General features: G+C 45.2%; 23 protein-coding genes, 1 tRNA gene and 1 pseudogene. 15 read left to right on the top strand and 10 right to left on the bottom strand.

All coding sequences use genetic code 11. The features are described from left to right. Positions 1 to 126 (bottom strand): annotated as a pseudogene (locus tag ACBR23_RS14440) (photosystem II D2 protein (photosystem q(a) protein)); the annotation flags it as partial. A 195-nt stretch (positions 127 to 321) separates the two neighbouring features. On the opposite strand from ACBR23_RS14440, the gene ACBR23_RS14435 reads away from it, so the two are divergent. From ACBR23_RS14435 to ACBR23_RS14400, 8 genes are all read left to right on the top strand, one after another. Further along, the gene (locus ACBR23_RS14435) at positions 322 to 888 is read left to right on the top strand and encodes a photosystem I assembly protein Ycf4 (RefSeq protein ID WP_340520492.1); all 567 of its coding nucleotides are present in this window, start codon (positions 322 to 324) and stop codon (positions 886 to 888) included. A gap of 248 nt (positions 889 to 1,136) precedes the next feature. Next, a complete protein-coding gene (locus tag ACBR23_RS14430; protein ID WP_371117827.1) occupies positions 1,137 to 1,916 on the top strand; it encodes a peptidylprolyl isomerase in 780 nt (259 codons plus the stop codon). A gap of 117 nt (positions 1,917 to 2,033) precedes the next feature. Beyond that, the gene (locus ACBR23_RS14425) at positions 2,034 to 3,335 is read left to right on the top strand and encodes a beta-ketoacyl synthase N-terminal-like domain-containing protein (protein ID WP_371117828.1); all 1,302 of its coding nucleotides are present in this window, start codon (positions 2,034 to 2,036) and stop codon (positions 3,333 to 3,335) included. Between the two features lie 111 nt (positions 3,336 to 3,446). After that, positions 3,447 to 4,541 carry an ATP-binding protein gene (locus tag ACBR23_RS14420; protein ID WP_371117829.1) on the top strand — a complete coding sequence of 365 codons (1,095 nt, stop codon included), beginning with the start codon at positions 3,447 to 3,449 and terminating at the stop codon, positions 4,539 to 4,541. A gap of 50 nt (positions 4,542 to 4,591) precedes the next feature. After that, the gene (mutL, locus tag ACBR23_RS14415; RefSeq protein WP_371117830.1) at positions 4,592 to 6,358 is read left to right on the top strand and encodes a DNA mismatch repair endonuclease MutL; all 1,767 of its coding nucleotides are present in this window, start codon (positions 4,592 to 4,594) and stop codon (positions 6,356 to 6,358) included. Positions 6,359 to 6,381: 23 nt separating this feature from the next. Beyond that, a complete protein-coding gene (locus tag ACBR23_RS14410) occupies positions 6,382 to 7,137 on the top strand; it encodes an SGNH/GDSL hydrolase family protein (RefSeq protein ID WP_371117831.1) in 756 nt (251 codons plus the stop codon). 27 nt (positions 7,138 to 7,164) lie between these two features. Continuing rightward, on the top strand, positions 7,165 to 7,989 hold the full coding sequence (locus tag ACBR23_RS14405; RefSeq protein ID WP_371120170.1) for a SirB1 family protein: 825 nt from the start codon (positions 7,165 to 7,167) through the stop codon (positions 7,987 to 7,989). A 315-nt stretch (positions 7,990 to 8,304) separates the two neighbouring features. Beyond that, on the top strand, positions 8,305 to 8,991 hold the full coding sequence (locus ACBR23_RS14400; protein ID WP_371120171.1) for an alpha/beta hydrolase: 687 nt from the start codon (positions 8,305 to 8,307) through the stop codon (positions 8,989 to 8,991). A gap of 105 nt (positions 8,992 to 9,096) precedes the next feature. On the opposite strand, the gene ACBR23_RS14395 is transcribed toward ACBR23_RS14400, so the two are convergent. Continuing rightward, positions 9,097 to 9,540, bottom strand: a complete 444-nt coding sequence (locus tag ACBR23_RS14395; RefSeq protein WP_341736672.1) for an SRPBCC family protein — start codon at positions 9,538 to 9,540, stop codon at positions 9,097 to 9,099. A 77-nt stretch (positions 9,541 to 9,617) separates the two neighbouring features. Here ACBR23_RS14395 and ACBR23_RS14390 point away from each other — a divergent pair, with 77 nt between their 5' ends. The 3 genes from ACBR23_RS14390 to ACBR23_RS14380 all read left to right on the top strand — a co-directional run bounded on the left by ACBR23_RS14390 (position 9,618) and on the right by ACBR23_RS14380 (position 12,218). Further along, on the top strand, positions 9,618 to 11,297 hold the full coding sequence (locus tag ACBR23_RS14390) for a mechanosensitive ion channel (RefSeq protein WP_371120172.1): 1,680 nt from the start codon (positions 9,618 to 9,620) through the stop codon (positions 11,295 to 11,297). A 185-nt stretch (positions 11,298 to 11,482) separates the two neighbouring features. Beyond that, the gene (locus tag ACBR23_RS14385; protein WP_371117835.1) at positions 11,483 to 12,037 is read left to right on the top strand and encodes an NYN domain-containing protein; all 555 of its coding nucleotides are present in this window, start codon (positions 11,483 to 11,485) and stop codon (positions 12,035 to 12,037) included. A 109-nt stretch (positions 12,038 to 12,146) separates the two neighbouring features. After that, a tRNA-Asn gene (locus tag ACBR23_RS14380) sits at positions 12,147 to 12,218 on the top strand. A gap of 538 nt (positions 12,219 to 12,756) precedes the next feature. Here ACBR23_RS14380 and ACBR23_RS14375 read toward each other — a convergent pair. The 3 genes from ACBR23_RS14375 to ACBR23_RS14365 all read right to left on the bottom strand — a co-directional run bounded on the left by ACBR23_RS14375 (position 12,757) and on the right by ACBR23_RS14365 (position 17,458). After that, complete coding sequence (locus ACBR23_RS14375) at positions 12,757 to 13,962, bottom strand: glycosyltransferase family 2 protein (RefSeq protein WP_371117836.1); 1,206 nt, start codon at positions 13,960 to 13,962, stop codon at positions 12,757 to 12,759. 147 nt (positions 13,963 to 14,109) lie between these two features. Continuing rightward, the gene (locus ACBR23_RS14370; protein ID WP_371120173.1) at positions 14,110 to 15,741 is read right to left on the bottom strand and encodes a polysaccharide biosynthesis protein; all 1,632 of its coding nucleotides are present in this window, start codon (positions 15,739 to 15,741) and stop codon (positions 14,110 to 14,112) included. Positions 15,742 to 16,198: 457 nt separating this feature from the next. Continuing rightward, positions 16,199 to 17,458 (bottom strand): type IV pilus twitching motility protein PilT, encoded by a 1,260-nt coding sequence (locus tag ACBR23_RS14365; protein WP_371117838.1) that lies wholly within the window; start codon positions 17,456 to 17,458, stop codon positions 16,199 to 16,201. Positions 17,459 to 17,696: 238 nt separating this feature from the next. Between ACBR23_RS14365 and ACBR23_RS14360 the strand changes: the two genes are divergently transcribed. After that, positions 17,697 to 18,866 carry a DUF58 domain-containing protein gene (locus ACBR23_RS14360; RefSeq protein ID WP_371117839.1) on the top strand — a complete coding sequence of 390 codons (1,170 nt, stop codon included), beginning with the start codon at positions 17,697 to 17,699 and terminating at the stop codon, positions 18,864 to 18,866. Positions 18,867 to 18,996: 130 nt separating this feature from the next. Here the strand turns inward: ACBR23_RS14360 and minE are convergent, their stop codons facing one another. The 3 genes from minE to minC all read right to left on the bottom strand — a co-directional run bounded on the left by minE (position 18,997) and on the right by minC (position 21,151). Next, positions 18,997 to 19,317: a cell division topological specificity factor MinE gene (minE, locus tag ACBR23_RS14355; protein ID WP_340520543.1), complete on the bottom strand. Its 321-nt coding sequence runs from the start codon at positions 19,315 to 19,317 to the stop codon at positions 18,997 to 18,999. A gap of 118 nt (positions 19,318 to 19,435) precedes the next feature. Beyond that, complete coding sequence (gene minD, locus ACBR23_RS14350; RefSeq protein WP_340520546.1) at positions 19,436 to 20,242, bottom strand: septum site-determining protein MinD; 807 nt, start codon at positions 20,240 to 20,242, stop codon at positions 19,436 to 19,438. 108 nt (positions 20,243 to 20,350) lie between these two features. Continuing rightward, on the bottom strand, positions 20,351 to 21,151 hold the full coding sequence (gene minC / locus ACBR23_RS14345) for a septum site-determining protein MinC (protein ID WP_341736683.1): 801 nt from the start codon (positions 21,149 to 21,151) through the stop codon (positions 20,351 to 20,353). 207 nt (positions 21,152 to 21,358) lie between these two features. Between minC and ACBR23_RS14340 the strand changes: the two genes are divergently transcribed. The 3 genes from ACBR23_RS14340 to dndE all read left to right on the top strand — a co-directional run bounded on the left by ACBR23_RS14340 (position 21,359) and on the right by dndE (position 25,247). Further along, positions 21,359 to 22,276, top strand: a complete 918-nt coding sequence (locus ACBR23_RS14340) for an ADP-ribosylglycohydrolase family protein (RefSeq protein ID WP_371120174.1) — start codon at positions 21,359 to 21,361, stop codon at positions 22,274 to 22,276. 119 nt (positions 22,277 to 22,395) lie between these two features. Then, positions 22,396 to 24,393, top strand: coding sequence for a DNA sulfur modification protein DndD (dndD, locus tag ACBR23_RS14335; RefSeq protein ID WP_371116738.1), 1,998 nt, complete (start codon positions 22,396 to 22,398; stop codon positions 24,391 to 24,393). 452 nt (positions 24,394 to 24,845) lie between these two features. Further along, a complete protein-coding gene (gene dndE / locus ACBR23_RS14330) occupies positions 24,846 to 25,247 on the top strand; it encodes a DNA sulfur modification protein DndE (RefSeq protein ID WP_341734347.1) in 402 nt (133 codons plus the stop codon). Here the strand turns inward: dndE and thiD are convergent. Further along, positions 25,244 to 26,086, bottom strand: a complete 843-nt coding sequence (gene thiD, locus ACBR23_RS14325; protein ID WP_341736663.1) for a bifunctional hydroxymethylpyrimidine kinase/phosphomethylpyrimidine kinase — start codon at positions 26,084 to 26,086, stop codon at positions 25,244 to 25,246. The two genes, dndE and thiD, sit on opposite strands and share 4 nt — an antisense overlap. A gap of 137 nt (positions 26,087 to 26,223) precedes the next feature. Then, on the bottom strand, positions 26,224 to 26,631 hold the full coding sequence (locus ACBR23_RS14320; RefSeq protein ID WP_341736662.1) for a response regulator: 408 nt from the start codon (positions 26,629 to 26,631) through the stop codon (positions 26,224 to 26,226). Positions 26,632 to 26,684: the final 53 nt, after the last annotated feature.

Raw genomic sequence — 26,684 nt, 5'->3', positions numbered from 1 at the left:
GTAGGCGCAGGGGAATAGCAGGATGCCAGACCAGCCTACGAAGACGAAACGATCGCGTTTGAGCCAGTCGTCGAGTACATCAAAGATGCCTCGCTCGTTCTGGGCGCGTCCGACTGCAATTGTCATTGCTGTAAAATCCTCTTGCTTGTTAAAAGGTTAAGGTTTGTCAATTACCCCAACTAAAATTCTTCATATATGAATGTTAGGTGGGGATGAAAGGTGGTTCTAATTAAAGTTAACATAACTATACATTATAATTTCATAAAATTTCAACTCGATTGGTAGTTGAATTAAGATTTGGCTTTAACGCTTTTGAATTTTATGACTGCACAAACAACGACTTCGAGCGGACGCATCCTGCGCCAGCAGGTTTTGGGTTCCCGCCGCTTCAGCAATTACTGGTGGGCGACGGTGGTCAGCATTGGAGGGACTGGCTTCCTGCTGTCGAGCATTTCTAGCTACTTGCACGTAAATCTGCTGCCTTTTGCTGACCCGACTCAGCTCATTTTTATCCCCCAGGGCATCGCGATGGGTTTCTACGGTGTCTGTGCTCTGCTGTTGGGGTCTTACCTCTGGCTGACTGTTCTCTGGGATCTTGGTGGCGGGTATAATGAGTTCGATCGCGAAACAGGCAGTATTCGCATCTTTCGCTGGGGTTTTCCAGGCAAAAACCGTAAAGTAGACTTTACCTGCAAAACATCCGATGTTCAATCGGTACGGGTGGACATCAAAGACGGTCTCAGTCCCCGTCGCAGTATTTATCTCAAGCTCAAAGACCGCCGTCAGTTTCCCCTGACTAGAGTCGGACAACCCATATCCTTGTCTAAGGTGGAAAATGAAGCGGCCGAATTGGCTCGATTTTTGAAGGTTCCCTTGGAAGGACTTTAAGAATTTTAGATTTGAGATTTTGGATTTGGGATTGGTAAGTGGGGGGTAGGCACTGACCATCCAGTACCCCTGCAAAACGATAATTTACCTTAAAATCAAACCGCCCAGCCTCCCATCCCCCTTCACCAGGGGGAGGAAACAGAATGTTCCGATTCCTCAGTTTGATGCCAGGGAGTGTCAATTAGCAATTTCTAAGTTTTTGGCCTAATATCTCTAGTTGCCAAGTTTTTAATCAAGTGAAAGTGAAAATGCAAATCCGAATTCAGCAGTGGTTTTTCTCAATTTTAATCATTGGTGCCCTTTTTGTAGGTGGATGTGGTAGTTCCACTCCCGCCAATTCTACTCCCACACCGAATCCGGCATCTGGTGAAAGTATTTCTTTGTCTCCGTCTCCGTCTCCTGCTGTTGTGGCTGCTAGTTCGCAATTTAGTAACTTGCCGCGTTTGGAAGGAAAAGCAACGGTGGTGATGACGGTTAAAGGATCGCCAATTACGATCGAACTTGACGGTACAAATGCTCCGATTACTGCGGGCAATTTTGTGGATTTGGTTCAGAAAGGTGTCTACGATGGGCTGGTATTTCACCGCGTAGTACGGGAACCTCAGCCTTTTGTGGTTCAAGGTGGCGACCCCCAGGGGAAAGATCCTAAATTCCCTTCTCAGCGGTTGGGAACTGGTGGTTTTATTGACCCGAAAACTTCTCAGGAACGATATATTCCTCTGGAAATTAAAGCTAAAGGTGCGAAAAGTCCTACCTACAGCACCACGTTTGAGCAAGCTGGGGTTACTGAGAAACCTGTTTTGGTGCATAGTCGTGGGGCTGTGGCTATGGCTCGATCGAATGCTCCTGATTCGGCTTCTTCGCAGTTTTATTTTACTTTGACGGATGTACCTTTTTTGGACGGTAGCTATGCGGTTTTTGGCTACGTCAAGCAAGGGATGGATGTGGTTGATAAGATTGAGGCTGGCAATCGCATTGACAAAGCTACTGTGACTCAAGGTTTGGAAAATTTTAAGGCTGTTAGTTAGTCAGTTGACAGTTGACAGTTGGCAGTTGATAGTTGATAGTTGATAGTTGGCAGTTGGCAGTAGTCATTAGAGAAACAACTGCCTTCTACTTTATTGCCAAAAGCAAGCCTTTTACTTATGGATGTTGTTGTTACTGGAATTGGTTTGGTTTCTGCTTTAGGCTCTCTGGAAAATAGTTGGAAAAAACTGTTGATTGGAGAGTCGGGAATTGAGCAGCATCAACCTTTTCTAGAACTTGAACCCCGACCTCTGGCTTTAATTGATCCAAAACCTGCGGATTTAATAACTTTAATTCGGCGGGTTTTGGCAGATGCTTTGCAAGATGCTAATTTGACTTTGCCGATTCCTGATTGCGGGATTGCGATCGGTTCTAGCCGCAGTTTTCAGGGAAATTTGGAACAGTTGCTAAGAGAAGGAAGTTCGGCAACGGATTCTGTAACGGATGTAACGGATGTAACCGATGGAAGGAAGACCGAAGTTGGAAGACCGAAGTTGGAAGACCGAAGAGGGGAGAAGGAAGAGGGAAGGGAATTCCCGATTACCGATGCCCCATGCCCTATGCCCGATGCCCGATGCCCCATGCCCGATTCCCGATTCCCAATGCCCTATTCTGAATTTGTGCATTTTTTGCCTCATATGGGGGCGATCGCGGTGGCCAGAGCAATTGGCTCTACCGGGCCGGTGCTGGCGCCGATGGCGGCTTGTGCGACTGGTATTTGGTCGATCGCCCAAGCTGTTGAGTTAATCCAAACTGGTCTGTGTCAGCGGGCGATCGCAGGTGCCGTGGAAGCGCCCATCACACCCTTAACTCTGACTGGATTTAACCGGATGGGTGCTTTGGCAACAACTGGTTGCTATCCCTTCGATCGAGACCGGGAAGGGTTGGTACTCGGCGAAGGTGGAGCTTTATTTGTATTAGAATCGGCGGATTTGGCAATGAGTCGCGGTGCTCAAATTTACGGCCGAGTTTCGGGTTTTGGCTTGACAAATGATGCGTGTTATGGTAACGCGCCGGAAATTGGAGGAAAAAGTGCGATCGCGGCGGTAAATAAATGTTTGAAACGGAGTAATTTATCAACCTTTGACATCGATTGCATTCACGCTCACGGCACTGCAACGGAGTTAAATGACCAACACGAAGCACTTTTAATTCACAAGTTGTTTCCTTTCGGAGTTGCTGTTAGTTCCACTAAAGGGGGGACAGGACATACTTTGGGAGCTTCGGGAGCTTTGGGTATAGCTTTTTCTTTAATGAGTATCAAAGAGCAGATATTGTTACCTTGCGTCGGAATGCGCCAACCGGGATTTGAATTAGATTTTGTGCGCTGTGCCCGATCGACCAAAGTGAGAAATACGGTTGGTTTGAGTTTTGGCTTTGGGGGTCAGAATGCCGCGATCGCTCTGAGTCAGTATAGTTAATTTTTTAATAAAAATTTTTTAAACCAAAAGTTGATATGCAATTAAATTGAAGGAATAAGAGAAGATATAAAAAAGAAACTGTTTAGATTAAACTTCAGGTGGTATTTTCACATGGATTTGGCATCTCATCGATTTATGTCCTACTTTGAACCCGAACAAGCAGCGCACCTGTGCAAAATAGCGATCTTGGAGAATTTTGCCCAGGAAACCCTGGTTTTTGAGGAGGGAGATCCAGCGGATTTCTTATATCTAGTCTTAGAAGGTGAAGTCAAATTTAGCAAACGGATTGACAACAATAAACATCAAACTGTTGCTCTAGCTAAACCGGATGACTTTTTTGGGGAACTCGGAGTTTTAGACGGACAGCCGCGCAGTGCTAGGGCCTTAGCCATTGCAGGCTCAACTTTAGCCAAAATATCTCGCACAGAACTCATAGATACACTTCATTTTAGCAAAGGAACTTCCGTGCTGCAAATTTTTAGCTTTATTGTTCAAAATTTGCGCGACACAACCGATCAGTACGTGAACCAGTTTGTACATAAACAAAAAATGGTTCTGGTTGGAGAAATGGTGAGTACAATTATTCACGATTTCAAAAGTCCTTTTACAGGAATTAAACTCTCAAGTGAAATGCTCAAAGAAATTCACCCGGACGAGGAAACTCAGGAGTGGTGCGACCTGATTCAATTGCAGGTTCAGCGAATGTTGGGAATGGCAGAGGAAGTATTAGAATTTTCTCGTGGAAATTCTGTTTTACATAAAAAATCAATTAATCTCATCCAGACTTTGCACCAATTTGAAAAGTTGAATAGGGTTTATTTTGAAGCGGCAAAAGTAGAGTTGGTAGTACGGGTAACAGAAGTGATAGTGCTGGCTGACGAAAATAAGATTTTGCGCGTTTTGCAAAATTTAGTCGGCAATGCTGTGGAAGCTTTTGGGGGACGAGGGGGTCGTGTAGAGATTACTGTCACAGAAAGTGAGGACTGGGCAGAAATTAGCATTTACGATAATGGACCTGGTATTCCGCGGGCAATTAAGGAAAAATTATTTGAACCTTTTGTGACCTATGGAAAGCGCACGGGTACTGGTTTGGGAACGGCGATTGCTAAGTCGATGGTTGATGCTCACAAAGGGGAAATTACCTATGAGTCGGAAGATGATAAAGGAACAACTTTTTATATTCGTTTGCCTAAAAATATAAGTTAAATGAAGGGCAAAATGAAGTATAATTGAGTTGAGGAATAGCTAAAATTATAATGCCACTTAGTATTCAAACTTTACCCCCAGAAGTGATCGATTTAATTGCCGCCGGTGAGGTAATTGACTCGATGGCTGCGGCGGTGCGAGAATTAGTGGAAAATTCTCTGGATGCTGGCGCAACTCGCATAATTGTTTCTGTATGGCCCCAACAGTGGCGACTGCAAGTTGCAGATAACGGTGCGGGAATGGATTTGAAAAATTTGCAGCAGGCTGCTTCTGCTCATAGTACCAGTAAAATTAGCACTGAAGCAGACCTTTACAAAATTTCTACTTTGGGGTTTCGTGGCGAAGCTTTGCATAGTTTGGCTCAGTTGGGTTCTTTGGAAATCTTGAGCAGAACAAATGATTTGGGATTCGCCGATTTAGATGAAAATCCAGAGAATGTGGCTCTTGCAAATCTGTCTGCGTCGAGGGGGAAAATAGAAAATGCTCGATCGGGCTGGCGGGTAGTTTACGATGGCGCTGGGGAACCTGTGGAGGTGGAAACAATTGCGATCGCTCCAGGGACGGTGGTGACAGTTAGTAACTTGTTTGGCAATTGGCCAGTCCGTCGCGGCTTTTTGGCACCGGCACACCAAATGCGATCGGTACAATTAATTCTTCAGCAAATTGCTCTTTGTCACCCTCAAGTCAATTGGCAGTTGCGACAAGCAAATACCCCTTGTTTTCAGATAAATCCAGGTCTCACAGGGAAACAAATTTTACCTCAATTTGTGCGGGGAGTGCGCTTGCATGATTTGCAGTATTTAAAGGTAAATTTGCCCTCTGTTCCCAATAGCAATAAATTGGAGTTAGTAATTGGTTTGCCCGATCGCTGTCATCGCAGACGCCCGGATTGGGTGAAGGTGGCAGTGAATCGGCGGGTGGTGCGATCGCCCGAATTGGAGCAAACTATTTTCAGCGCCTTTGCTCGTACTTGTCCGCGCGATCGCTATCCTCTGTGTTTTATTCACCTGCAAATTTCTCCCTCGGAAATTGACTGGAATCGACACCCAGCTAAGGTGGAAATTTATTTGCAAGATCCTAGTTTTTGGCAAGTACAAGTTAGAGCGGCAATTGCTCGTGCTTTGGAGTTGAATGAAGATGTTTTGCCGCAGCCGACTATTCCCGATCGAGTGGAAAAATTGCTCAAAGCATCGGAACAAAAAGGTACTTATAATCTGGGGATATCTAGCCAACCCAATGACGACGGCGAACAGGTAACAGCTCATCCCATAGGATTTATGGAATTGAGGGCGATCGCTCAAGTTCACCATACTTATATTGTAGCGGAACATCCCAGCGGAATGTGGTTAGTAGAACAACACATCGCTCACGAGCGTGTTTTGTACGAGCAATTATGCGCTGCTTGGCAGTTAAAACCTCTAGAAAAACCCCTAATTTTCAGTCAATTATCGGCGTTGCAAATTGAAAATTTGTCTCGCTTAGGTTTAGAGGTCGAAACTTTTGGCGAACAGCTATGGGCGCTGCGGGAAGTTCCTGCATTATTGGCCGAGCGAGATGACTGTAGAGATGCTATTTTTGAACTCAGTAAAGTAGCCGATTTGCAAGCAGCTCAAGTTGCTACGGCTTGTCGTAGTGCCATTCGCAATGGTACTCCTTTAACTCTGGGTGAAATGCAAAATTTGTTGAATGAATGGCAACAAACTCGGAATCCTCGCACTTGTCCTCACGGCCGCCCAATCTATTTTGCTTTGGAAGAATCGACTTTGGCTCGGATTTTTCGGCGCAATTGGGTGATTGGCAAGAGTCACGGAATTTAAACTTGGCAATTTTAAAATAAAACATGAAAAATACCGTCACAATTTTTTCTATTTTTTTTAATATAATTTTGATAGGGGTGATTTTTATCTATGCAGGAAAACGGGGATATTTAGGCAGGATGTTGGTGATGGCGAATGCTAATTACCTGGAATTACCCACAGATACACTGAGTTCTCAACCAGGGTGGCTGGATGAGATAAAATATCAAGTTGCTGTGGCTAACCATAGGCAAATTAAAACTTGTTTTTTTGGAGATTCTATAACTTCGATGTTGGGAAATACTCTCGGAAACGATACTTTTAATTGGGCGATGGGCGGGATGAGTGCAATTTCTCAGCTAGAACAGCTTAAGTTTCTCACTGCTGTTAAAGTTAAGTGCGATCGGGCCATCATTGCTCTGGGTACTAATGATGCTATTTACAGAACTATGGATGGGCAATTTGTGAACAATATGAGGCAAATAATCGCGACTGTTAAACAAGATATGGGGGCGAAACAAGTGGTTTTGCTACCAGTTGTTTATTCAACTGTTGAGGCAAGCCACGATGTGACTGTTGCTGCTCCTATTTCAAGAGTCGATCGCTTTAATCGGTTGATTCGTCAAGTTGCTGTGGTAGAAAAATTATCAATTGACGAAGAAGTTGTGCAGCCGTTATTTGAGGGCAAAGCTTTGAAGGCTAATTTGACATCGGATGGTGTTCATCTCAATGCTGATGGCAAAATCATCTATCGTGAAGCTTTATTAAAAATAGTGGCTGATTTAGATAAAAATCATTAGAGTAGAGCCTTTAAATCAATAATAAAAATGGATTTTCCCAGAGCGCGACAACTATTTCATTTAGAAATTAATCAACCAGATAACTCGATAGATCTGGCAAAAGCAGCCCTGTATATAGCTTTAGAAGAATATCCGAACTTAGAGACACAGGAATATCTTAATGCCTTGGACGACATGGCGGATGAAGTTCGCGATCGCCTGCCGGCACAGAATTATCCCCTGCGAATCATTCAAACTATTAACCGTTACTTATACGAGGATTTGAGATTTGCGGGCAATGATGCGGATTATTATGACGCCCGGAATAGTTTTTTGAATCAAGTGATCGATCGCCGTATGGGTATTCCTATCTCTTTGTCTTTGGTTTATTTGGAAGTTGCCAAGCGGATTGATTTTCCGATGGTGGGAATTGGGATGCCAGGACATTTTTTAATTAAACCAGATTTTGAAGAGGCTGGAATTTTTGTTGATGCTTTTAACGGCGGTGAGATTTTATTTACTGAAGATTGTCAAGAGAGAATTTCTAGAATTTATGGTCAAACTATGGAGTTGCAGCCGGCATTTCTCGCCGCAGTCAGTCCCCGGCAATTATTGGCGCGAATGTTGGGAAATCTGAAGGCGATTTATTTGCAACAGCAAGATGCTAGGAGGGTGCTCAGGGCGATCGAAGCAATTTTACTGCTGTTTCCAGATGCCTTGGGAGAAAGGCGCGATCGCGGAATTCTGTACTATCAACTGGGGCGTTTGGCAGAAGCACGTCACGATTTGGAAGTATACCTAAGAAATGCTCCTAATGCTCCTGATGCTCCTAGAATTCGCCAATTACTCGATATGCTCGATCGGGATATGTGAGCCCAACTTGCAGGAGCGATCGTCCCTAGATTAACGTGGATGTAGATTTTATACAATTTGTCATCACCACCCCGTGTTGTCATACCCGGAGGGTCAAAAGTTTTGCAAAGATATATAACCAATGGAGGAAAATAGGTAAGGTGGTGAATTAACATATAAGTGACAAATGGACACCTATCTGATGAGAGGTTAAAATTCCTTGACATCACTGTAAAATCAGATATTCTTGGGTTAACTCCTAAATCTATTTTTCAGATTGACACCCACAGAGACGATCGCTCAAAAAAGTATTTTGACGTAAACAGGCAAAAAACCATGAACTTTCAGTTTCAATCAGGTTATCTCGATGGAATGCGCCGGCAGTCAGCCCATTTTACCAAGAAAATGTCAAAGTCTTTATCATTAGGTTTGGCACTTTTGTTAGGAACAAGTGCAGTATTGCTCAGCAGCGGTAAGGCTTTGGCATTAGAAACAGTGACTGTCAAATATGGTGCTATTGATGTCACTTTACCCCTAGCCGACTTGCAAAGCTTTACACAAACTGGCAAACCATCTCCTCAACTGCAAAGCGTTCTAAGTCTGGCGAAACAAACTCCTGAATCAGTGCGAGAAATATTAACGCGAGAAGTAGCTTTAGATTCTCAATTAGTAACGCGCCTCGCAAATTCCTACTTCGGGGAAATTGTTTTGAAACAATTGGGCGAAGTAGCTTATGCACCCGCAACTCGCGCTCAAAGCGCTCCGGCCCTGCGAGATGCTTTAGTCGGAGCTTCCAAAGATGGCAAAATATCCCTGATCGAAGTGATGCAAAATTACACCCCTTCGGCTTTGGAAGTAGATGGAAATCAAGCTATGGCTGTCTATCAGCGGGTGATGAAAGATATGCAAGATTTGCAGGCAATGTATAAAAATTCATCTGCCATGCAAGGCACTGCTGGTCAAGCATTGAATTCGGCGAGACAAATGATTTGTCAGCCCAATTCATCGGGGAGTATGAAGTAAAAAAATCCAGTTAGCGGGTAGGGGAAATGGGGAATCGAGCATTGGGAATTGATAGTCTTTTCTCTCGCTCTCCAATGCTCCCCAGTTTCTTCCTTGTTGCTTCTGTTATAATTGCTCGGCTACTCGTTTGAGGCGACGAAGTTGGTCTTTCATGTCTTTCTGAGTCCAAGGGGCTGCAAAGCGATGGAAACCAAATCGAATTAACTGATTGGGAATCTCAAATTCAAAGCGGTTGATCAAAAGTGTGCCTTGGATTTGTGGTTGACATTCCCAGCGATCGCACCCTTGAAAAAATCCATCAAACCCCCAGACAATTAAACCCGGTTCTCGCTCTAAAACTACACTCTCTAAAGTGGGTTGCCAAACTGGAATTTTTATGATAAATAAGCTGCGACTTCCGACAGCAGTATCCCATTCGCCTACAGGCTCGCAGCGGAGTAATGGATTGAGCCACTGGTGCATTAAAGTGCGATCGGCGATACAGCGCTCCACCAAGGTAGCAGCAGCGCGAATTTCAATTGATTGCTCGAAAACTTGACGAATTGACATGAAAACCTGCAAGCTAGAAGCGTATTCTTACAGTTTCTTATCTTCCTTGTCAAATCTGACCTAAACCGGATAAAAAAATGAATGAAACTTGGCAAGAAATCACTCAACCGACATGGACTCCCATGGGGCTTCTGTCCGATCGCATCTTAGCCCAGGGGCAGCCCGCCCCAAATCCGCTGGCAGATGCCGAACGTGGATTAAACAATCTATTTCAGGGTTCAAACATTGAAAATCTCATCTGGGCAGTGGGTATTCTGCTGTTGGGTTTGATCGTAGCCACCCTAGTTTCGTCAGTAATCGGAGGGTTGCTGAAAAAAACTAACATCGACAACAAAATGGCGGCCTGGGTTACAGGGCGTCCAGACTCCACAGAGTCACCACCAGTCGAAAAATGGGTGGCGACTGCTGTATTCTGGATCATTTTTATCTTCTTCCTGGTAGCCTTTTTCAACCGACTGAATTTGACTGCTGTCTCGCAACCCCTCAATACTTTTCTCGATCAAATAGCTGCTTTCTTACCGAAGTTAGCAGGGGCGCTGATTTGGTTGGGGATAGCTTGGGTATTGGCAACAGTGGCCAAATTGGCCGTATCACGGGCGATGCGGGCTTTTGGTTTGGATGAGCGTTTGAATCAGCAAGTGGGTGGAACACCAGGAGAAAGCCCTTTACTGCTGAGCGAAACAGTAGCAAATGCGCTGTATTGGTTTATCTTTCTGCTGTTTTTGCCACTGATTCTGGAATCTCTGCAATTGTCTCAGGCGCTGCTGCCGGTTCAGAATTTGCTCAATCAAATTCTGGCTGCTATTCCTAAGATTTTGGAAGCGGTGCTGATTGGGGCTGTGGGCTGGCTGCTGGCTCAGGTGGTGCGGCGGATTGTCACAAATTTGCTGGCTGCTACTGGGGCGGACAGTGTGGGCGCTAGGTTCGGAATTTCGCGGACGAATGGCGGCCAATCGCTGTCGTGGATTGTCGGGACTATCGTCTATGTCTTGATTTTAATTCCAACGGCGATCGCTGCACTCAACGCTTTGGACATTCAGGCGATTTCCCAGCCGGCAATCGCGATGCTCAACACGATTTTGGGCGCCATTCCCAATATTTTTACCGCAGCCATCATTTTAGTGGTTGCTTACATTTTGGGACGCTGGATTAGCGATTTGGTGATTAATATCCTGACGGGGATTGGCTTTAATAATGTCTTTTCTTGGTTGGGTGTGCCAGCGAAGCCACCATTGTCCATCGCCCAGAACCAGCTAGATCCCGATGCAACGGTACTCCAGGCGGAACCACAAATTCCATCCCGTACTCCTTCGGAGTTTGTGGGGATTGTGGTGCAAGTAGGTATTATCCTGTTTGCTGTGGTGGCTGCTACTGATGTGCTGCGCATTCCGGCACTGACGGCGATTGTCAGCGGTATTGTGCTGGTAGCTGGTCGGGTTTTGTCTGGTTTGGTCGTATTTGCGATCGGCTTATACTTAGCGAATCTGGCCTTTAGTTTGATTGCCAGTTCTGGCACTCGCCAAGCCCGGTTGTTGGGCCAAACGGCTCGGATCGCGATTATTGCCTTTGTGTTGGCCTTGGCGCTGCAACAGATGGGCATTGCTAGCGATATTGTGAATTTGGCCTTTGGGCTGCTGCTAGGGGCGATCGCCGTAGGGATTGCTCTGGCATTTGGTTTGGGGGGGCGCGATATTGCCTCCGAGCAAATTCGCGAATGGTTAGCGGCTTTTAAACAAGATAAAACGCCGCGTTCATAACAAAAAAAATGGCGTTTGTCAAGTGCAAACGCCATTTTTTTTGTCCAAATCATTCCCAAAGAGTCAATCTTTTGGACTCAACGGAACTTGATACTAGACATCGATTTGTAATAAAATGCAACAAAAGCTTTGATAAACAATGCAAATAATGTCCTATACGCGCTGGAGATTTTCAGCTTTGAACCATGTCACCCTATGTATCGCAAGCGGTTTTACTTGTAGACGGCTATAACATGATTGGGCTTTGGCCTAAACTCCGAGAGAGGCGCGATCGCGACGAACTCGAAACAGCTCGCCGCGAGTTAATAGAAGTTTTAGTTAACTACAGCGCTGTTCAAGATTTTGAGGCTCGACTGGTGTTTGATGCTCACTATCGACACACTCCCAGCGTCAAAGAAATTATTACAAAACATTTATCTGTGCACTACACTGACTTCGGTCAGACAGCAGATACTTATATTGAAAAATCTTGTGCTAGTTTGCGCTATGAATTGCGATCGCGATCGGGAAAAGGCCGCATGATCGTCGCCACCTCAGACCGAGCGCAGCAACTAACTGTCGTCGGCTACGGCGCAGAATGGATGTCAGCCGATCAACTTGCTGCTGATGTCGAATCCACCGCCCGTCGCAGCGAACGCCTACAAAAATCTCGTAAACAAACTTCCAGTCGCTTTCTAGCGAGTTCCCTCGATCCTGAATCCCAACAGCGGCTCGCTAGACTGAGAATGGGATTGCCTTAACTCCTGAAACCCGCTTTCTGTATGACTTAAAAAAAAGTTTGTCAAAGGCCTTGCCAAATTCAGGATGTTGGTATTACTATTAGTAAATGTGGCAAGCAAAAAGCACCAATCCTCGGTAGCTCAGTGGCAGAGCGGTCGGCTGTTAACCGATTGGTCGTAGGTTCAAATCCTACCCGGGGAGTTACTAAAAGTCTGAAGTTAGAGTTTTCTAGCTTCAGATTTTTTATGTTTGTTGCGCTGGCGAAATAAAATTCCGATTCAGCGGCTACCAATAACCTGGAACTCATAACCAGCGACGTTCGTGAGTCTGTTGCACAAGAATGGTTATACAGGATTATTTAGAGTGCAGAAATGCAATCATATAATATCGCAGATGGTATAATACCTTGTCTAACCTAAAAATACCCCAGGTCGCTCAGAGAGCATCTCAGTTTTGCAAAAAGCATTTTTTTTATTCGTCGGAGCGTCCCCGCACAGCGAAGGTTGCAGAACGAAGCGAGCGGGGACGCTCGCACTATAAAACCAAAACTGAGATGCTCCCGATCGCTCATATCTGTCAACCCATTCTTACTCCTCATCGGAATCTTCTTTCGTGAATCTAGTTTTTTCCCCAGCCGTTTATTTAGGGTCAGGTGCGTCCTAAGCGAGAGATTTTAATTGCTTCAACTATTTGGCTGAGGCACTATACAAATACTAAATATAACGCACCATGCCGAATACTAAACATCGCGTTCTGTGCGTATCCATTTAGTTTGCCGTTTCAGGATAAAACCCAGATATAAAGGGATCTTCCACAGGATGTAAAAAGGAACAGATAACAGAGTAGAACCGGAAATGTCGGCACGCCCGAATTTTGCCCAAGCGCCGACAATTGAAATTAAAATCAGCAATCCTTGTATTGCTAACAAGATGGCTGGAAGTGGGGATGTTCCCAAGGTTGTTGCTAGTAATGAGGCTGCAAAAGCTGCTAGCCAAAGGGCGACTAAAAGAGACAGGGGAGGGACTGATAAGTCGAGGGCGATCGCCAATAAGTCAAATCGTTTTTGCTGGACAGACGCTGTTGTCAGGCGGGGAGTTTGGGTTAGCAATGTTTGTATGTGTCCGTGTTCCCATCTGGTTCTTTGGCTTTTAGCGGCTTCCTGTTGTTGTGGTAAACACCCGGTGACTCTGGCTTCGGGGCAGAATACGGTGGGAGATCCGGCGATCGCCAAATCTAAACTCATCTGCATATCTTCAACAATATTACCACTGGCTAGGGAAACCGATCGAATTATCGACCAGGGAAAAGCCATGCCAGTTCCTGTTAGTAATGATGGGAATCCTAACTGTTTTAATCCGCTTGGCCTGACTAAGTTTTTGACTAGAAATGCTAAGGCAGAAATGGAATCTTTGGGAGTAGGATTTGGCGGCTGTTCCATGAGATAAGTTGCTTGGACTGGCCGTTGGGAAGCAACTGCAACTCTGGCTAATGTCTCTAAGGCGTCTGGTTGACAGATACAGTCTGCGTCCACCATGATCACTACTTCTGGGGGGTCGGAGGCGATCGCCTGTAAGCCGAAATCTAGGGCGTATCCTTTGCCTTTGCGTTCCGTGTCTTGGCGTTCTAGCGCCGTTGCACCACATTTGCGGGCGATATTTGCTGTGGAGTCGGTACAGTTGTCTGCAATCACTAATAGGCGATCGTCCGGTGTTAATTGTGGCAATATTGTGGATATCGTGGCTGCAATGCCTGCTGCTTCGTTGTAAGCTGGAATTAAAACGGCTACTTTCGGACGGGGAGATTTAGTATCTGCGGTGGATTGGCTAGCTGAAAATAAAGAGGCTGTGCATTCTAGAAATAGAACTGCAACGGGAATGAGCAGAATTAGGGCGATCGCCCATAACAGGATATCAATAAATAGGAACACTAGCTGACTATTTTCCACGCTCTAGTACCTTATTTTAATTTTGCCAATCCTAGTCTAACCTAAAATTCACATACCGAGAAGCCCGACTTCTTAAAAAAGTCGGGCTTCTCGATTTCTAGGTTTTCTGTTGTTAAAATCACAACTCACTGAGTATTTCGGATCATGTTAGGCTGCATCACGGATGCTAACACCCTCATAATTTTTATTAGTTAATGATGCCAATGGCATCAATTCTCTCACAGCTCTTGACACCGATCGCAAATAATGTACCTCCGATTCCAGAGAATCAAGGGGAGCCAAACTATTCACTAATTCATGAAATTCATCAGCGCTAATTCCCGATTTTTGCAACACTTCTGCATCGACTCTGCCGTAAATTCCTTGCAGCAGTAGTTCGATAATCTCGCTATAGCTATAGATGTCACTTCCGTAACATTGCAATTTCTTCGGATTAATTCCCCACTGCAAGATTTTCAATAAATCTGGAGCAGAACTCCAGGCAAAAGAGGAAGCAATTACTTCTTTTTCTGCCGCTACCAGAACTTCTTTAATTTGTGATTCTGGGAAATCCGAAGCGTTGATAAAACTTTCCAAGTGAGACACTTGTCTATCAAACACCCGGAAAGAAAAAGGAGCCAACTCTGCACTCACGATATCGCCCGAATCGTCAACAATTCTAAAAGGGTCTTCCAGAACATTAATTAAGAGGTGAATGTCTGTAGGTTGGCTCCAGTCAAATTGTCCCATAAAAAATGGTTCTTCATAGCCTGGTAAAAGTCCTTGAAAATAAATCGGCAGATTTTTACCTGACTCAACAATTTTATAGAGAGCTACTTCCAAAGTTTCTGTGGGCCATCCGAGATTTCGCACCGTCAGAAATTTCAGTTTTCCGGGAACGGATAAAACCAGTGAGTTCAGCAATAAATGGACTGCTTCCAGAACATTTTGAGCGGTGACGTAGCGGTGGGGAGCGTGAACGTTGACAATTTTTCCTTGCTCTACTTTCTTGGACATTTGTTCGCAGAACAAGCTGTTTTCCAGCATATGAGTAAAGCGAACCATCCCGTAGGTGACTTTTCCTGACTTAGCTGCTCTGGCAAATTGCCATTCAGCAAATTTTTTAGAAGCTGCATAAACTTCCGTGGTAAAATACCGAGATGCTTTTCCCGTGGAAGAAAAAATGCACTGTTCCACACCGTATTCTTCCGAGAGTTGGATGACGTGCTTGGTTCCTAAAATACTGGTTGTCACTGTTTCTCGGATTTGAATTTCAGCTAGTCCTGGGGAGCGTTGAGCTGCTAGGTGAAAAACAATTTCTGGCTTGTGGACTTCAAATATGTGTTTAAGGGCTCCAAAGTTGCGAATGTCGGTAGCATAGAAGGTAACAGCACCTTCTTGTTGACAAAGGGAAAGAGTTTCTAAGGGGTTTTGACATCGGGCTTTGTCTACGCAAATGATTTGATTTGCGCCTAAATCCAGGAGTTTTTCGATTAAGAAACGGCCGACGCATCCTTCGCCACCAGTGACGAGGATGGTTTTGCCTTGGATTTTGTTGCTGACTGCGGTGGCCCACAGGTGTACTTCGCGATCGCGCACGTCCTCAAAAGGTTCGCTTTCTAATTGTCCGTCTGCCTTGTAGGCCCTGATTAACTGTGCGGTCAAAGTTTGTAAAGCAGCTATAGTTTCAGGAGCTTGCGGTTCCAAGGAGCCTGGAGGAACTAACTTTTGGATGCGATCGATTATTTCTGCTTTACTTGGACATTCCAATACTTCTGAGGGGTTAGATGCACTCTTCACTTGTTTGGCTCCTTTGATTTTTCAAAATATACTCGTTCTAACTAACACTGATTTAACAGCCCAAATAACTCGGACTAAAAATACCGGTTTTTTTTTATACACTGGTTAATAGAACTCCCTAAAAACCTGCTGCGACACAGATTATTCTATTCATCCTGTTTGTAGCTTGACTAAGGGTTTTGGTTGACTGGTTAATTTGGGCATATTCTAAATTTAAAGTTTTTATCAAAAAATATTATTATTACAATTGCCACTATTGTAAACTGAACTTCCTAGGTCTTGGCAATAGTCACAACACATCTTTATCATTTCTTTGCAATCATCTCAGGGTTTTTCCCTATTTTTAAAGTTTATGTAAAGCACGGTGTTTGTTAAAGAAATTTAATATTAAATTTCTTTAACATTTAGTAAAAAAAGGGTAAAGTCCCATATACTCTTACCCTTCTGAGATGTGCTGCTACTTAGCACGAACGCCGCGTTCTTTTTTGCTACCTTTAAAGCCACGAGCATCCGCAGCATCATAGCCTCCTGTCCGCAAGCGACGGTCTAAATCGGTCGCTTCTGGAGAAGCTTTATTTGCTTCTTCTATCGTCACTCTGCCCTCAATTACAAGGTTATAAAGAGCCTGATTGATAATCTGCATTCCTTCATAAGTATCAGTTTCCATCAACCGGAAAGCCTCGTCATCAGCACCTTTCATTAAGTAATCGTGCATAGCAGGGGTATTCACCAAAATGTCGTGAACTGCGACGCGACGATTGTCAACGGTTGGTAACAAAAGTTGAGCAATTACTGCTACCAACGAGTCGCAGATTTGAATCCGCATCGCCTGCTGTTCTTCTGGGGGATACATATTCAACAAGCGGTTGATAGCGTTAATGGCGCTGCGAGTGTGGAGAGTACCCAAGACTAAGTGACCTGTTTGAGCTGCTTGCAAAGCTGTATTGATGGTAACGCGATCGCGCATTTCCCCAATCAGAATCACATCTGGATCTTCCCGCAACACAGCCCGCAACGCCTGCTGAAACTCGTGGGTGTGCAAGCCCACTTCCCGCTGGCTGACTAAACATTTCTTGGAAGGGTGAATGAATTCGATCGGGTCTTCAATGGTAACTACGTGTTTTTGCTCCATCTGGTTCAGGTGGTCGATCATCGCAGCCACGGTGGTCGATTTTCCCGAACCGGTCGGTCCGGTAACTAATATTAACCCTTGCGATCGCAGGATAATGCTTTTGAGAACTTCTGGCAATCTCATCGCGTCGATACTCGGTATTTGCAGATCGATCAAACGCAATACTATAGCACCGCCACTGAGGGAATCAAAACAGTTTACCCGACACCGCACGAAACCAGGATAGAAAATTGCTGCATCTAATTCTTTGCTATCTGCGAACTGTTTGCGCTGTTGGGGAGAAAGAATTTCTGCTAAGTAATGTTCAAAAATTTCTGGAGTTACTTTGACGTGGCTCATAGCTACTTGCATCGTGCCCCGAATCCGAAATCTTGGCACTTGACCAACTCGAATGTGAATGTCGGAAGCCCCAGCGGCATGGGCATCTCTGACCATTTGCTCGATCGTACTGAGGGGAACTTCTGGCTGTCGCGGGACTGCCGCAGCAGGAGGCGCAGGAGGGGCTGCTAAGGGCGGTGGCGGTGGCGGTGTGCGGCGTGCTTGAACCTCTGGTCTAACGGGTGTAGGATTATCTAATGGGTTCATTTTTTGGTCTCCATTGAATGTAGATTTTTTGCTAAAAAATGGCTGACTTCTAATCTAATCGCTAATATCTAATTCGCTGCTAAGTTATTAGAAGATTTTACAATTAGCTTTTGAGGACTTGGCGAGATTCCTCAGTGACTAGACCGGGCTCAAAAAGTTGGTCAGTCAAGAGGCTAAATCCGATCTTCTTGCTAGTTTGAGTGCGATTGATTAACCATTCCTCACCCTTGAAAGTGCTATGAACATCGGTCTAAAAATTGCCAACTGGCTCGAAAGTCGCGCTGCAACACCGTCTTACGGTGCTTGGGTGCTGATCGGGTTGACTGTTTTCTTTTTTGGCTCTGCTACTAATACAATGGCTGGGTGGCTTTACGTACTCAGCGGTGGGAGTTTGGCGCTGTTGGGAATTGCGGCTTTTTTATCTACGAGATCGCTCCGTGCTTTGGAAGTCCGCCGTCGCGCGATCGAACCTGTGAGTGTGGGCGATAAAATTACGATCGAACTGGAAATCGAAAATTGCTCCGACCAACCTCAAACCCTGTTGCAAGTCATAGATGTCTTGCCCTTTGTACTCACAGAGCCCGTAGTTAGCCCCATTGAGGCGATCGCACCCAAAAGTATTTACAGGGATACATACTATGTGGAAGCGCAGCAGCGGGGTGTCTATCGCTGGTTAGAGGTGCACTTGAGGACAGCAGCACCTTTGGGGTTGTTTTGGTGTCGGCGCAGTCGCCCGGTTCCGGCGAAGGCGGTGGTTTATCCCCTGGTTTTACCCTTGAACACTTGTCCTTTGATCGATCGCATCGGCCAAGAAGACAGTCCGCAATTGTACGATCGTAGTCGATCGCAAAATGCTACAGAAGGACTCACCCGTAACCTCAGACCCTACCGACACGGAGACCCCACCAGACTGATTCATTGGCGCACCAGCGCCCGCCACGGGGAATTGCGGGTGCGGGAGTTGGAAGTTGCAGCCGGTGGTCAAGAAATTATGATTGCTCTCGACAGCGGTGCCACCTGGGAACCAAAGGAATTTGAACGAGCCGTGACAGTCGCTGCGTCCCTTTACTTCTATGCTAGCAAGCGCTTGTTAAACGTCAAACTTTGGACAACCGGAACTGGAATCGTATCGGGGAACCGGGTAGTTTTGGAAACTTTAGCAGCAGTTAATGCAGCGGAAGATGTTGTGCAAAACAGACCTAAACTGCCGCTAATTTGGCTGACTCAAAATTCTGCAAGTTTAAGCACTCTTACCCAAGGTAGTCGTTGGGTACTCTGGCCCAGACCTAGTACGGAAATCGGCGAAAAAATATTAGTAAAAAATGATTTTCCTGGTCTCGAAATTCGGTCCGATCGACCTTTACAAATCCAGTTACAATCACCTTTAGAAAGAGCGATGAATTACTAAATCTAATTGTCGGCTTCCGTCCGCAACATCCGACGAGCCTTTCATCACGCTCGGTAATTCAATCGGGGTACTTCGCCCAGCGCTCTGATACGTCCCCTCTGAATATACCGAGGGACTTCCCGGCTGGTAGTTAATCCTCATCCGGCATCTCTTCGGGTACCTCTTCGGGTACCTCTTCCGGTACTTTATCCACCCTGACTCGCCGGATCGGCAGATTCGCAATCAACGATGTCGCCCGCTGGTCGCTGGCTAGGGAAAACTCTGACTCGCTAGTATCAATTTCCACATAACGCGACACCACCTCTAAAATTTCTCGGCGCATCGCCTCAACCATTTCGGGACTGAGTTCTGAGCGATCGTGCGCTAGAACCAGTTTCAGGCGGCGTTTGACCTCATCGCGGCTGTTATCAGACGTGCGCGGGAAAAGTCGTTCGAGGAGTGTATATATCATGATTGGTACTCATTTGTCAAGGGTTATACCTAGAAAAAGTGAACTTTGGGAACATCTAGACGATGGTGTTAGATTTAGTCCCTATGGATGAAAGTCGATCGCCCCTAGGGGCCGCAGATTAAATAATTTTAGTATTGAAGAATTTGCGGAGGCGACTAAAAAAGGTTTCGGGACGAGGATTGAGATCGAGAAAATCGACTTTTTCCCCTTCCAAGCGACGAGCAATATTGTCAAAAGCGGTTCCAGCCAAAGAAGCTGTTTCGGACAAAACTAATGGTTCTCCTCGGTTGGTGGAAACAATGACGCGCTCATCGTCAGGGACTACGCCCAGCAGCGGAATGGCGAGGATTTCCCGCACGTCTTGCACCGACATCATATCATTGGCGAGTACCATTGCCGGTCTGATCCGGTTGACGATCAGGTTGATTTTCTTGACATTATTAGCTTCCAGCAAACCGATAACTCGATCGGCATCTCTGACAGCAGCGATTTCTGGAGTAGTCACAATCACACCTTCAGTAGCCGGGGCGATCGCATTTTGAAAACCCTGTTCAATGCCCGCAGGAGAATCAATTAAAATATAATCATATTTTGTCCCCAACATCCCCACAAGTTGCTTCATTTGCTCGGCACTAATGGCATCTTTCATGCGAGTTTGGGCCGCCGGCAACAATACCAAACGTGGCTGACGCTTATCTTTCACCAAAGCTTGCTCTAAGCGACACTCTCCAGCCAGCACTTCCAGTGCAGTATAAACAATGCGATTTTCTAAGCCCAGCAGCAAGTCTAAGTTTCTGAGGCCAAAATCGGCATCAATCACCGCAACGCTGCGCCCCCGCTTAGCTAAAGCCATACCAAGATTAGCAGTGGAGGTGGTTTTACCAACTCCGCCTTTCCCTGATGTAACAACAATAATGCGAGCCATAAGCGATTTTAGATTTGAGATTTATAGACTGGGCGTTAGGTATGGGGCATGGGGCATGGAGCATGGCGCATTGGTAACAAATAACCAATAACAACCAACCAATAACAACTAACCAATTAAAAGAGATTTGTCAAAATCAGAAGCTCTGCCAATCCTAATCCCTTTATCTGTCACATAGGCGACTTCCGGGAAAAACTGAGCCGGCGAAGCTTCTGGACCTCTGGCAACATACTTAGCAATCCTAATCACCATCGGTTCCATCTGCAAGGTCATAATCACACTTTTGGTATTGCCGCCAGCACCAGCATGAACAATCCCCCGCAAACGCCCCCAAACTAGGATATCGCCCCCAGCGATGACTGAACCACCTGGATTCACATCTCCCAAAAGTACGACGGTACCCGGATGGCGAATTTCTACGCCCGATCGCACCGTCATCTGCAAATATAAAGGTTCCGCCAGGGATTGCGGTTTGTCCGTGGGGGCTTTACTCAGGGATGAAACAGGAGGCTGCTGTTCTACACAATACCCGACAGTGGCGGCGGCAACCGCAGTTTGACGGCGGCTAGTGTGGACTCGTTTGAGTTGAAGTTCTACTTCCGATAGGGCTTCGGCGATTTCTTGCAGTTGGCGAATATCCAAAAGTCGATCGCTCGCCATCAATTGTACTTCGGCATTCGCCTGCCAAAAGCGTTCTCCTGCATTCAGCCTCACCTTTAACTGTTGCCAAATTTCAGTCCAACTAGAGGCGGAGACGGTGGGTGTTTCACTGGTGTTAGTTTCTGAGGGTAACAGCAGCAGTAGCTGTCCATCTTCAGTTTTCAGACGGACTTGCATATCGAGGCTGACTTCAGGTGTCCCTTGAGAGTCGGGGGCGGAAGTGGCTCCGGGAAAGGCATCGGGTATCATGGGAACGGGTCTGAGTTCGGGTAGGGACAAGTTACGATCAATCTTAGCTCGATCGGTCATTAGTCATTAGTTAGTGGTTATTTGTTATTTGTTATTGGTTATGGGTTATTTGTTGCCAATGGCTAATCACTCCGCCCCATGCCTAATCCCAGAGCTTCGCCCAATTCCCAATTCCCAATTCCCCATTCCCAATTCCCAATTAAATCTATGCAGCAAATAGAACGTTATCGTGGTAGTCTTCTCGGTTTAGCGATTGGTGATGCTTTGGGAACAACTTTAGAGTTCACTCGCCCAGGAACTTTTACACCTATTAATGACATGATTGGTGGTGGCCCGTTTCGACTACAACCGGGAGAGTGGACTGATGATACTTCCATGGCACTTTGTTTGGCTGAAAGTTTGATTGAAAAACAAGGTTTCGATCCCATCCATCAATTAGAAACTTATTTGCGGTGGTGGGGATATGGACATTTGAGCAGCAATGGTAAATGTTTTGATATCGGTAATACGGTGCGACAAGCACTTCTGAATTTTAAAGCTACAAGAAAACCTGAATGCGGTTCTACCGATGCTCATACTGCTGGAAATGGTTCGATTATGCGTTTGGCTCCCGTGCCTTTGTTTTATGCTAAAAATCCTTTGGAAGTCATAGAAAAATCAGCAGCCAGCTCTCGAACTACTCACAGTGCTACTACTTGTGTGGATGCTTGTCGCTATTTTGGTAATTTAATTGCCGCGGCGGTGAATGGTGTTGCTAAAGATGTGTTGCTTTCAGAAAGATACTGTCCGATTTCTGGATATTGGGAAACTCACCCGCTAGTGGCAGAAATTGATGAAATTGCGGCGGGTTCTTTTAAGCGACGAAAACCTCCTGAAATTAAAGGTACGGGTTATGTTGTCAAGTCTTTGGAGGCGGCGCTTTGGGCGTTTTATAACAGTGATTCTTTTGCTCAAGGGTGCTTGTTAGCTGTGAATTTGGGTGATGATGCTGATACGACTGGTGCGGTTTACGGACAGTTGGCTGGGGCTTTTTATGGTGAAGGTGGCCTCCCGGAAAAATGGCGATCGCAATTAGTCCATCGTAATTTAATTGCAGATTTTGGCGATCGGCTTTTGACCCCTTAGCCATCTGAGCGATCGTTAAGCGGCGATTGCCCCTATACAAAATGATATCATTAGGACTTGCGTCATTTGAGACTGCCGATCGCACTTAGAATTCTCCACCCATCTCAACAACATCTACAATGCAATTCCTCGAACTCGTCCTCAAAAACTTCGGTCCCTATGCAGGCACTCAAACCATCAATCTCCGCCCCGAAAAAGACGGTAATCCATGCCCCATAGTCCTATTTGGGGGCATGAATGGCGGTGGCAAAACTACCCTCATGGATGCAATTCGCCTCGCCCTCTACGGCGGCAGAGCTCAATGTTCCACCAGAGGCAATTTAAGCTACAGCGACTTCCTCAATCAATCAGTCAATCGCCACACTCCACCCTTAGACGATACCAGGGTTGAATTAATATTTGAACAAATTCAAGATGACAAATTAACCAAATTTAAAATAGTTAGATACTGGAAAAAAACCGATACAAAAGACAACCTAAGTATTCTCATATATAGCGAATTTGTTACCGATTGGTGGGCAGACAAAGCCCTGAGCAACACCTGGGATGAATACATCGAAACCATGCTACCAGTCGGCATATCTAACCTGTTTCTTTTTGATGGCGAACAAGTAAAAGAACTAGCGGAACTCGAAACTCCACCAGAATTTGTAGTGGGCGCAATTAAATCTCTTTTAGGTTTAGAATTAGCCGAACGCCTCGCCGTTGACTTAGAAATATTAGCCAGCCGCAAACGTAAAGAAATGTCCGGCAAAAAAGACTTGGCAGCTTTAGAACAAATTGAAGAAAAATTAAATAAAATTACTGATAAAAAGACCGATACCGAGCAAGATGCAGCTAACTTAAAAAACAAGTTAGAGCAAGCTCAAAAAAATCAGCAACAAGCATCAGATAAGTTTATTTACGAAGGTGGGAAAATCGCAGCCGATCGCAGCCAACTAGACAGACAACTAAACGACTACAGAGCTGCTGCTGAAAAATCCCGTGAAGCGATGATTGAACTAGCATCAAATACCCTCCCCTTAGCCCTAATTTCCCCCCTACTCAGCCAAGCCAAAACCCAAGCAGAAACAGAAGCCAGCCAGCAGCGAGCCAAAATTGCCCAAAATATTATCAAAGAAAAAAGCGATCGTCTCCTCAACTACATCGCTGAAATTTCATTGAACCCCGAACAACTAGACAAAATACAAGACTTCATCCACCAAGAAAATAGACAACTAGAACAGCAAATTGGCTCCGATACCCCGCCCTGGTTAGCTGCGGATGATGACAACATCCAGCAACTAGAAAATATCCTCAACTACCAAATCCAATTCCAGCAAACCACAGCCACTGAAACAATAGAAAAAATCCAAAATATCGAAACAGAAATCGACTTTACAGACAGACAATTAGCCACCGCAGCTTCTCCCGAAGCCTACAAACAACTAGAAATAGAGGTAAAAAACACGCAACAAGCAGTGGCTAATGCAGCCGCCGACTTGGAATCGGTTAACCGCTACATCGAAGAATTAGACAGGGAATTAACCCAAGCCAAAAAAGAATTAGAAAACTACAGCAGCGAATACATCACCATCAGAAACAGCCAACACATCATCGCATCCATCGCCAAAGCCCAAGCCACCCTCAAACAATTCAAAGAAAAACTCACCCTCAAAAAGCTCAATAAACTCGAAGTAGAAATCACCGAATGTTTCCGTTACCTGCTGCACAAAACCGACTTGGTACATAGAGTAGCCATAGATACCCAAACCTTTAGCCTTTCCATCTACGACACCGAAGGGAAACAAGTACCGAAACACCGACTGTCAGCAGGAGAAAAACAACTGCTGGCGATCGCCTTTTTGTGGGGATTAGCCAGGGTATCCGGGAGACAATTACCAGTCGCCATCGACACTCCCCTAGGCCGCCTCGACTCCTCCCATCGCAACAACCTAGTCGAACGCTATTTCCCCTCAGCCAGCCACCAAGTCATCCTACTATCAACAGATACAGAAATTGGCAAAACAGAATATGATAAGCTGCAAGAATTAGAGGCGATCGCCCACAGCTACATCCTCAAATATGATTCCGCCAAACGCCAAACCACCGTCGAAACTGGTTACTTTTGGACATAAAAATTCGCCCTAAAAAATAGACGCAACCCCTTGACTTTGCCCTGGGGTTGCGGTACTATATATAGAATAATGGGATGGTTGCGAAAATTTTATTTTTGCCACCATCCCATTATTTAGGATTTATCCTTATATAATCACAATAGCAGAAAACCCCGTATATATCAACCTAGCGCCGTGTAAAAAAATGTAAATTTTGTGGTAAATTTTGTGGTAAATTTTTGTGGTGAATTTTAGTTGACAACCTGAGTTTTGAAAGGGAGCATCCCGACTTTGCATAGGCGAAGCATGACCGCAGACAATTTATTAGTGATAACCAGAGATTTACAGCGGTCATGCTTCGCCCCTACGAAGATATTTGCACTCATTGAGATGCACCCTTTTGAAAAGCCTATCTAGAGGCTGTGCCGGCTCAATATTAACAATCATACAACATATCAAAAAATCATCAACCTATGGAACCACCAGTCGATCGCATCCGCCTCTCCCAAACAGGGAAAGACCAACTATCAAAACTGAAACGAGCAACCAAAATTGACCAGTGGAACATCCTATGTCGGTGGGGTTTTTGCCGATCGCTAGCCGAGCCGAGCATCCCATCTCCCGTACCGATTCCTAGCGACAGCAATGTCGAATTAAGTTGGGATGTTTTTGGTGGCGACATGGCTGATATCTTGATAATTGCTCTGAAGCAGCGCTGTCACAATGACAACTTAGGTACAGAAAAAGATACTCTCGCTAAACAGTTTCGCCTCCACTTGCACCGTGGGATCGGTTATTTAGCTGGCGATCCGAATATTAAAAAAATAGAAAATTTAATTGCGATCGCCCTATCGCCAGAAAAATTAAGAAATTAACTGATTGTAGACTGTGGAGAGACTTCTGACTTCAACAGCGGGAAAAAATGACCTACTGGACCTTGACCTTCTCCAATATCTAAAGCATATTGGAGAGCATGGGTCACATAATGTTTAGCGAAGGTAACTGCTGTGAATAAATCTTTGCCTAATGCTAGATTGGCGGCGATCGCAGCACTTAAAGTACATCCTGTCCCGTGAGTATTCTGAGTATCAACAGTCTCGGCCTTTAAAACCTCGGAGCCCCTACCATCAAACCAAACATCAACTCCCCGTAACTCCCCTTTCATCCCCCCACCTTTCACCAACACCGCCTTCGCCCCTAAACTATGAATTTTCTGGGCCGCCGATCGCATATCATCCACAGAATTAATCTCTAAATTGCTCAAAATAGTCGCCTCAAACCGATTGGGAGTCACCACAGCAGCCATGGGAATCAAAATATTTTGCAAATAGGCGATCGCCTCATCGTCAATCAATCGATCGCCCGATCGGGATACCATTACCGGATCGACAACCAAATTCTGGATCTGAAAACTCTCCACCTCGGAAGCTACCGCCGCCATAATTTCGCGGTTTAACAGCATCCCAGTCTTCACAGCATCCACCCCAATATCCCCAACCACCGCCTGAATTTGAGCGATGACAGCCTCAGCAGACAAAGCATCCACCCGCGTCACCCCCAACGTATTTTGAGCAGTAACGCAAGTCAAAGCACTCGTACCGTGCACGCAATGAAAGGCAAAAGTCCGCAAATCCGCCTGAATCCCAGCCCCACCGCCACTATCAGAACCTGCGATCGTCAAAGCTACAGGAATCCGAGATTTTTCACTTACCATGATTTATTTGACTCCTACTGGGAAAAATTTATCGCTCGTATCGACAACCAGCTTTGAAAATCCCTGAACATACCTAATGTTTTCGCCCAGGAAAGCAAACCCACAAAAATTAGCTGACAACACTAGCCAATCCCCGTTTAAATTTCTCCTAACAATTCTCGGATAGTAGTTACTAATAATTTCATTTTAACTGGTTTAGACAAATATTCATTAGCACCAGCAGCCAAACATCTCTCGCGATCGCCTACCAGTGCTAGGGCTGTGAGTGCCACAATAGGAACTCTATCTAATTTTGGTTCTTTACGCAAGGTTAAGATAGCTTCAAAACCATCCATAATTGGCATTTGAATATCCATGAGAATTAAGTCAAGAGTGGCTGTGGTAGCAATTTCGATCGCTTCCTTACCATTATTGGCGATAATAATTTCATAGCCAAAAGCACTCAGATACGAACAAAAAGTTTCAATATTTGCTTCATTATCCTCTGCCAATAAAATGACAGCTTTTGTCCCATGAACATCAGAAATAGTATTTGTTTTTTCCATATCTAGCATCTCCTTAATTAATTTACTCATCACGATTGTATCAGTTTGTCTAT

It is taken from the genome of Microcoleus sp. (assembly GCF_041354475.1).
Taxonomy (GTDB): Bacteria; Cyanobacteriota; Cyanobacteriia; order Cyanobacteriales; family Microcoleaceae; genus Microcoleus.
This window is presented reverse-complemented; position numbering and strand designations above follow the sequence as displayed.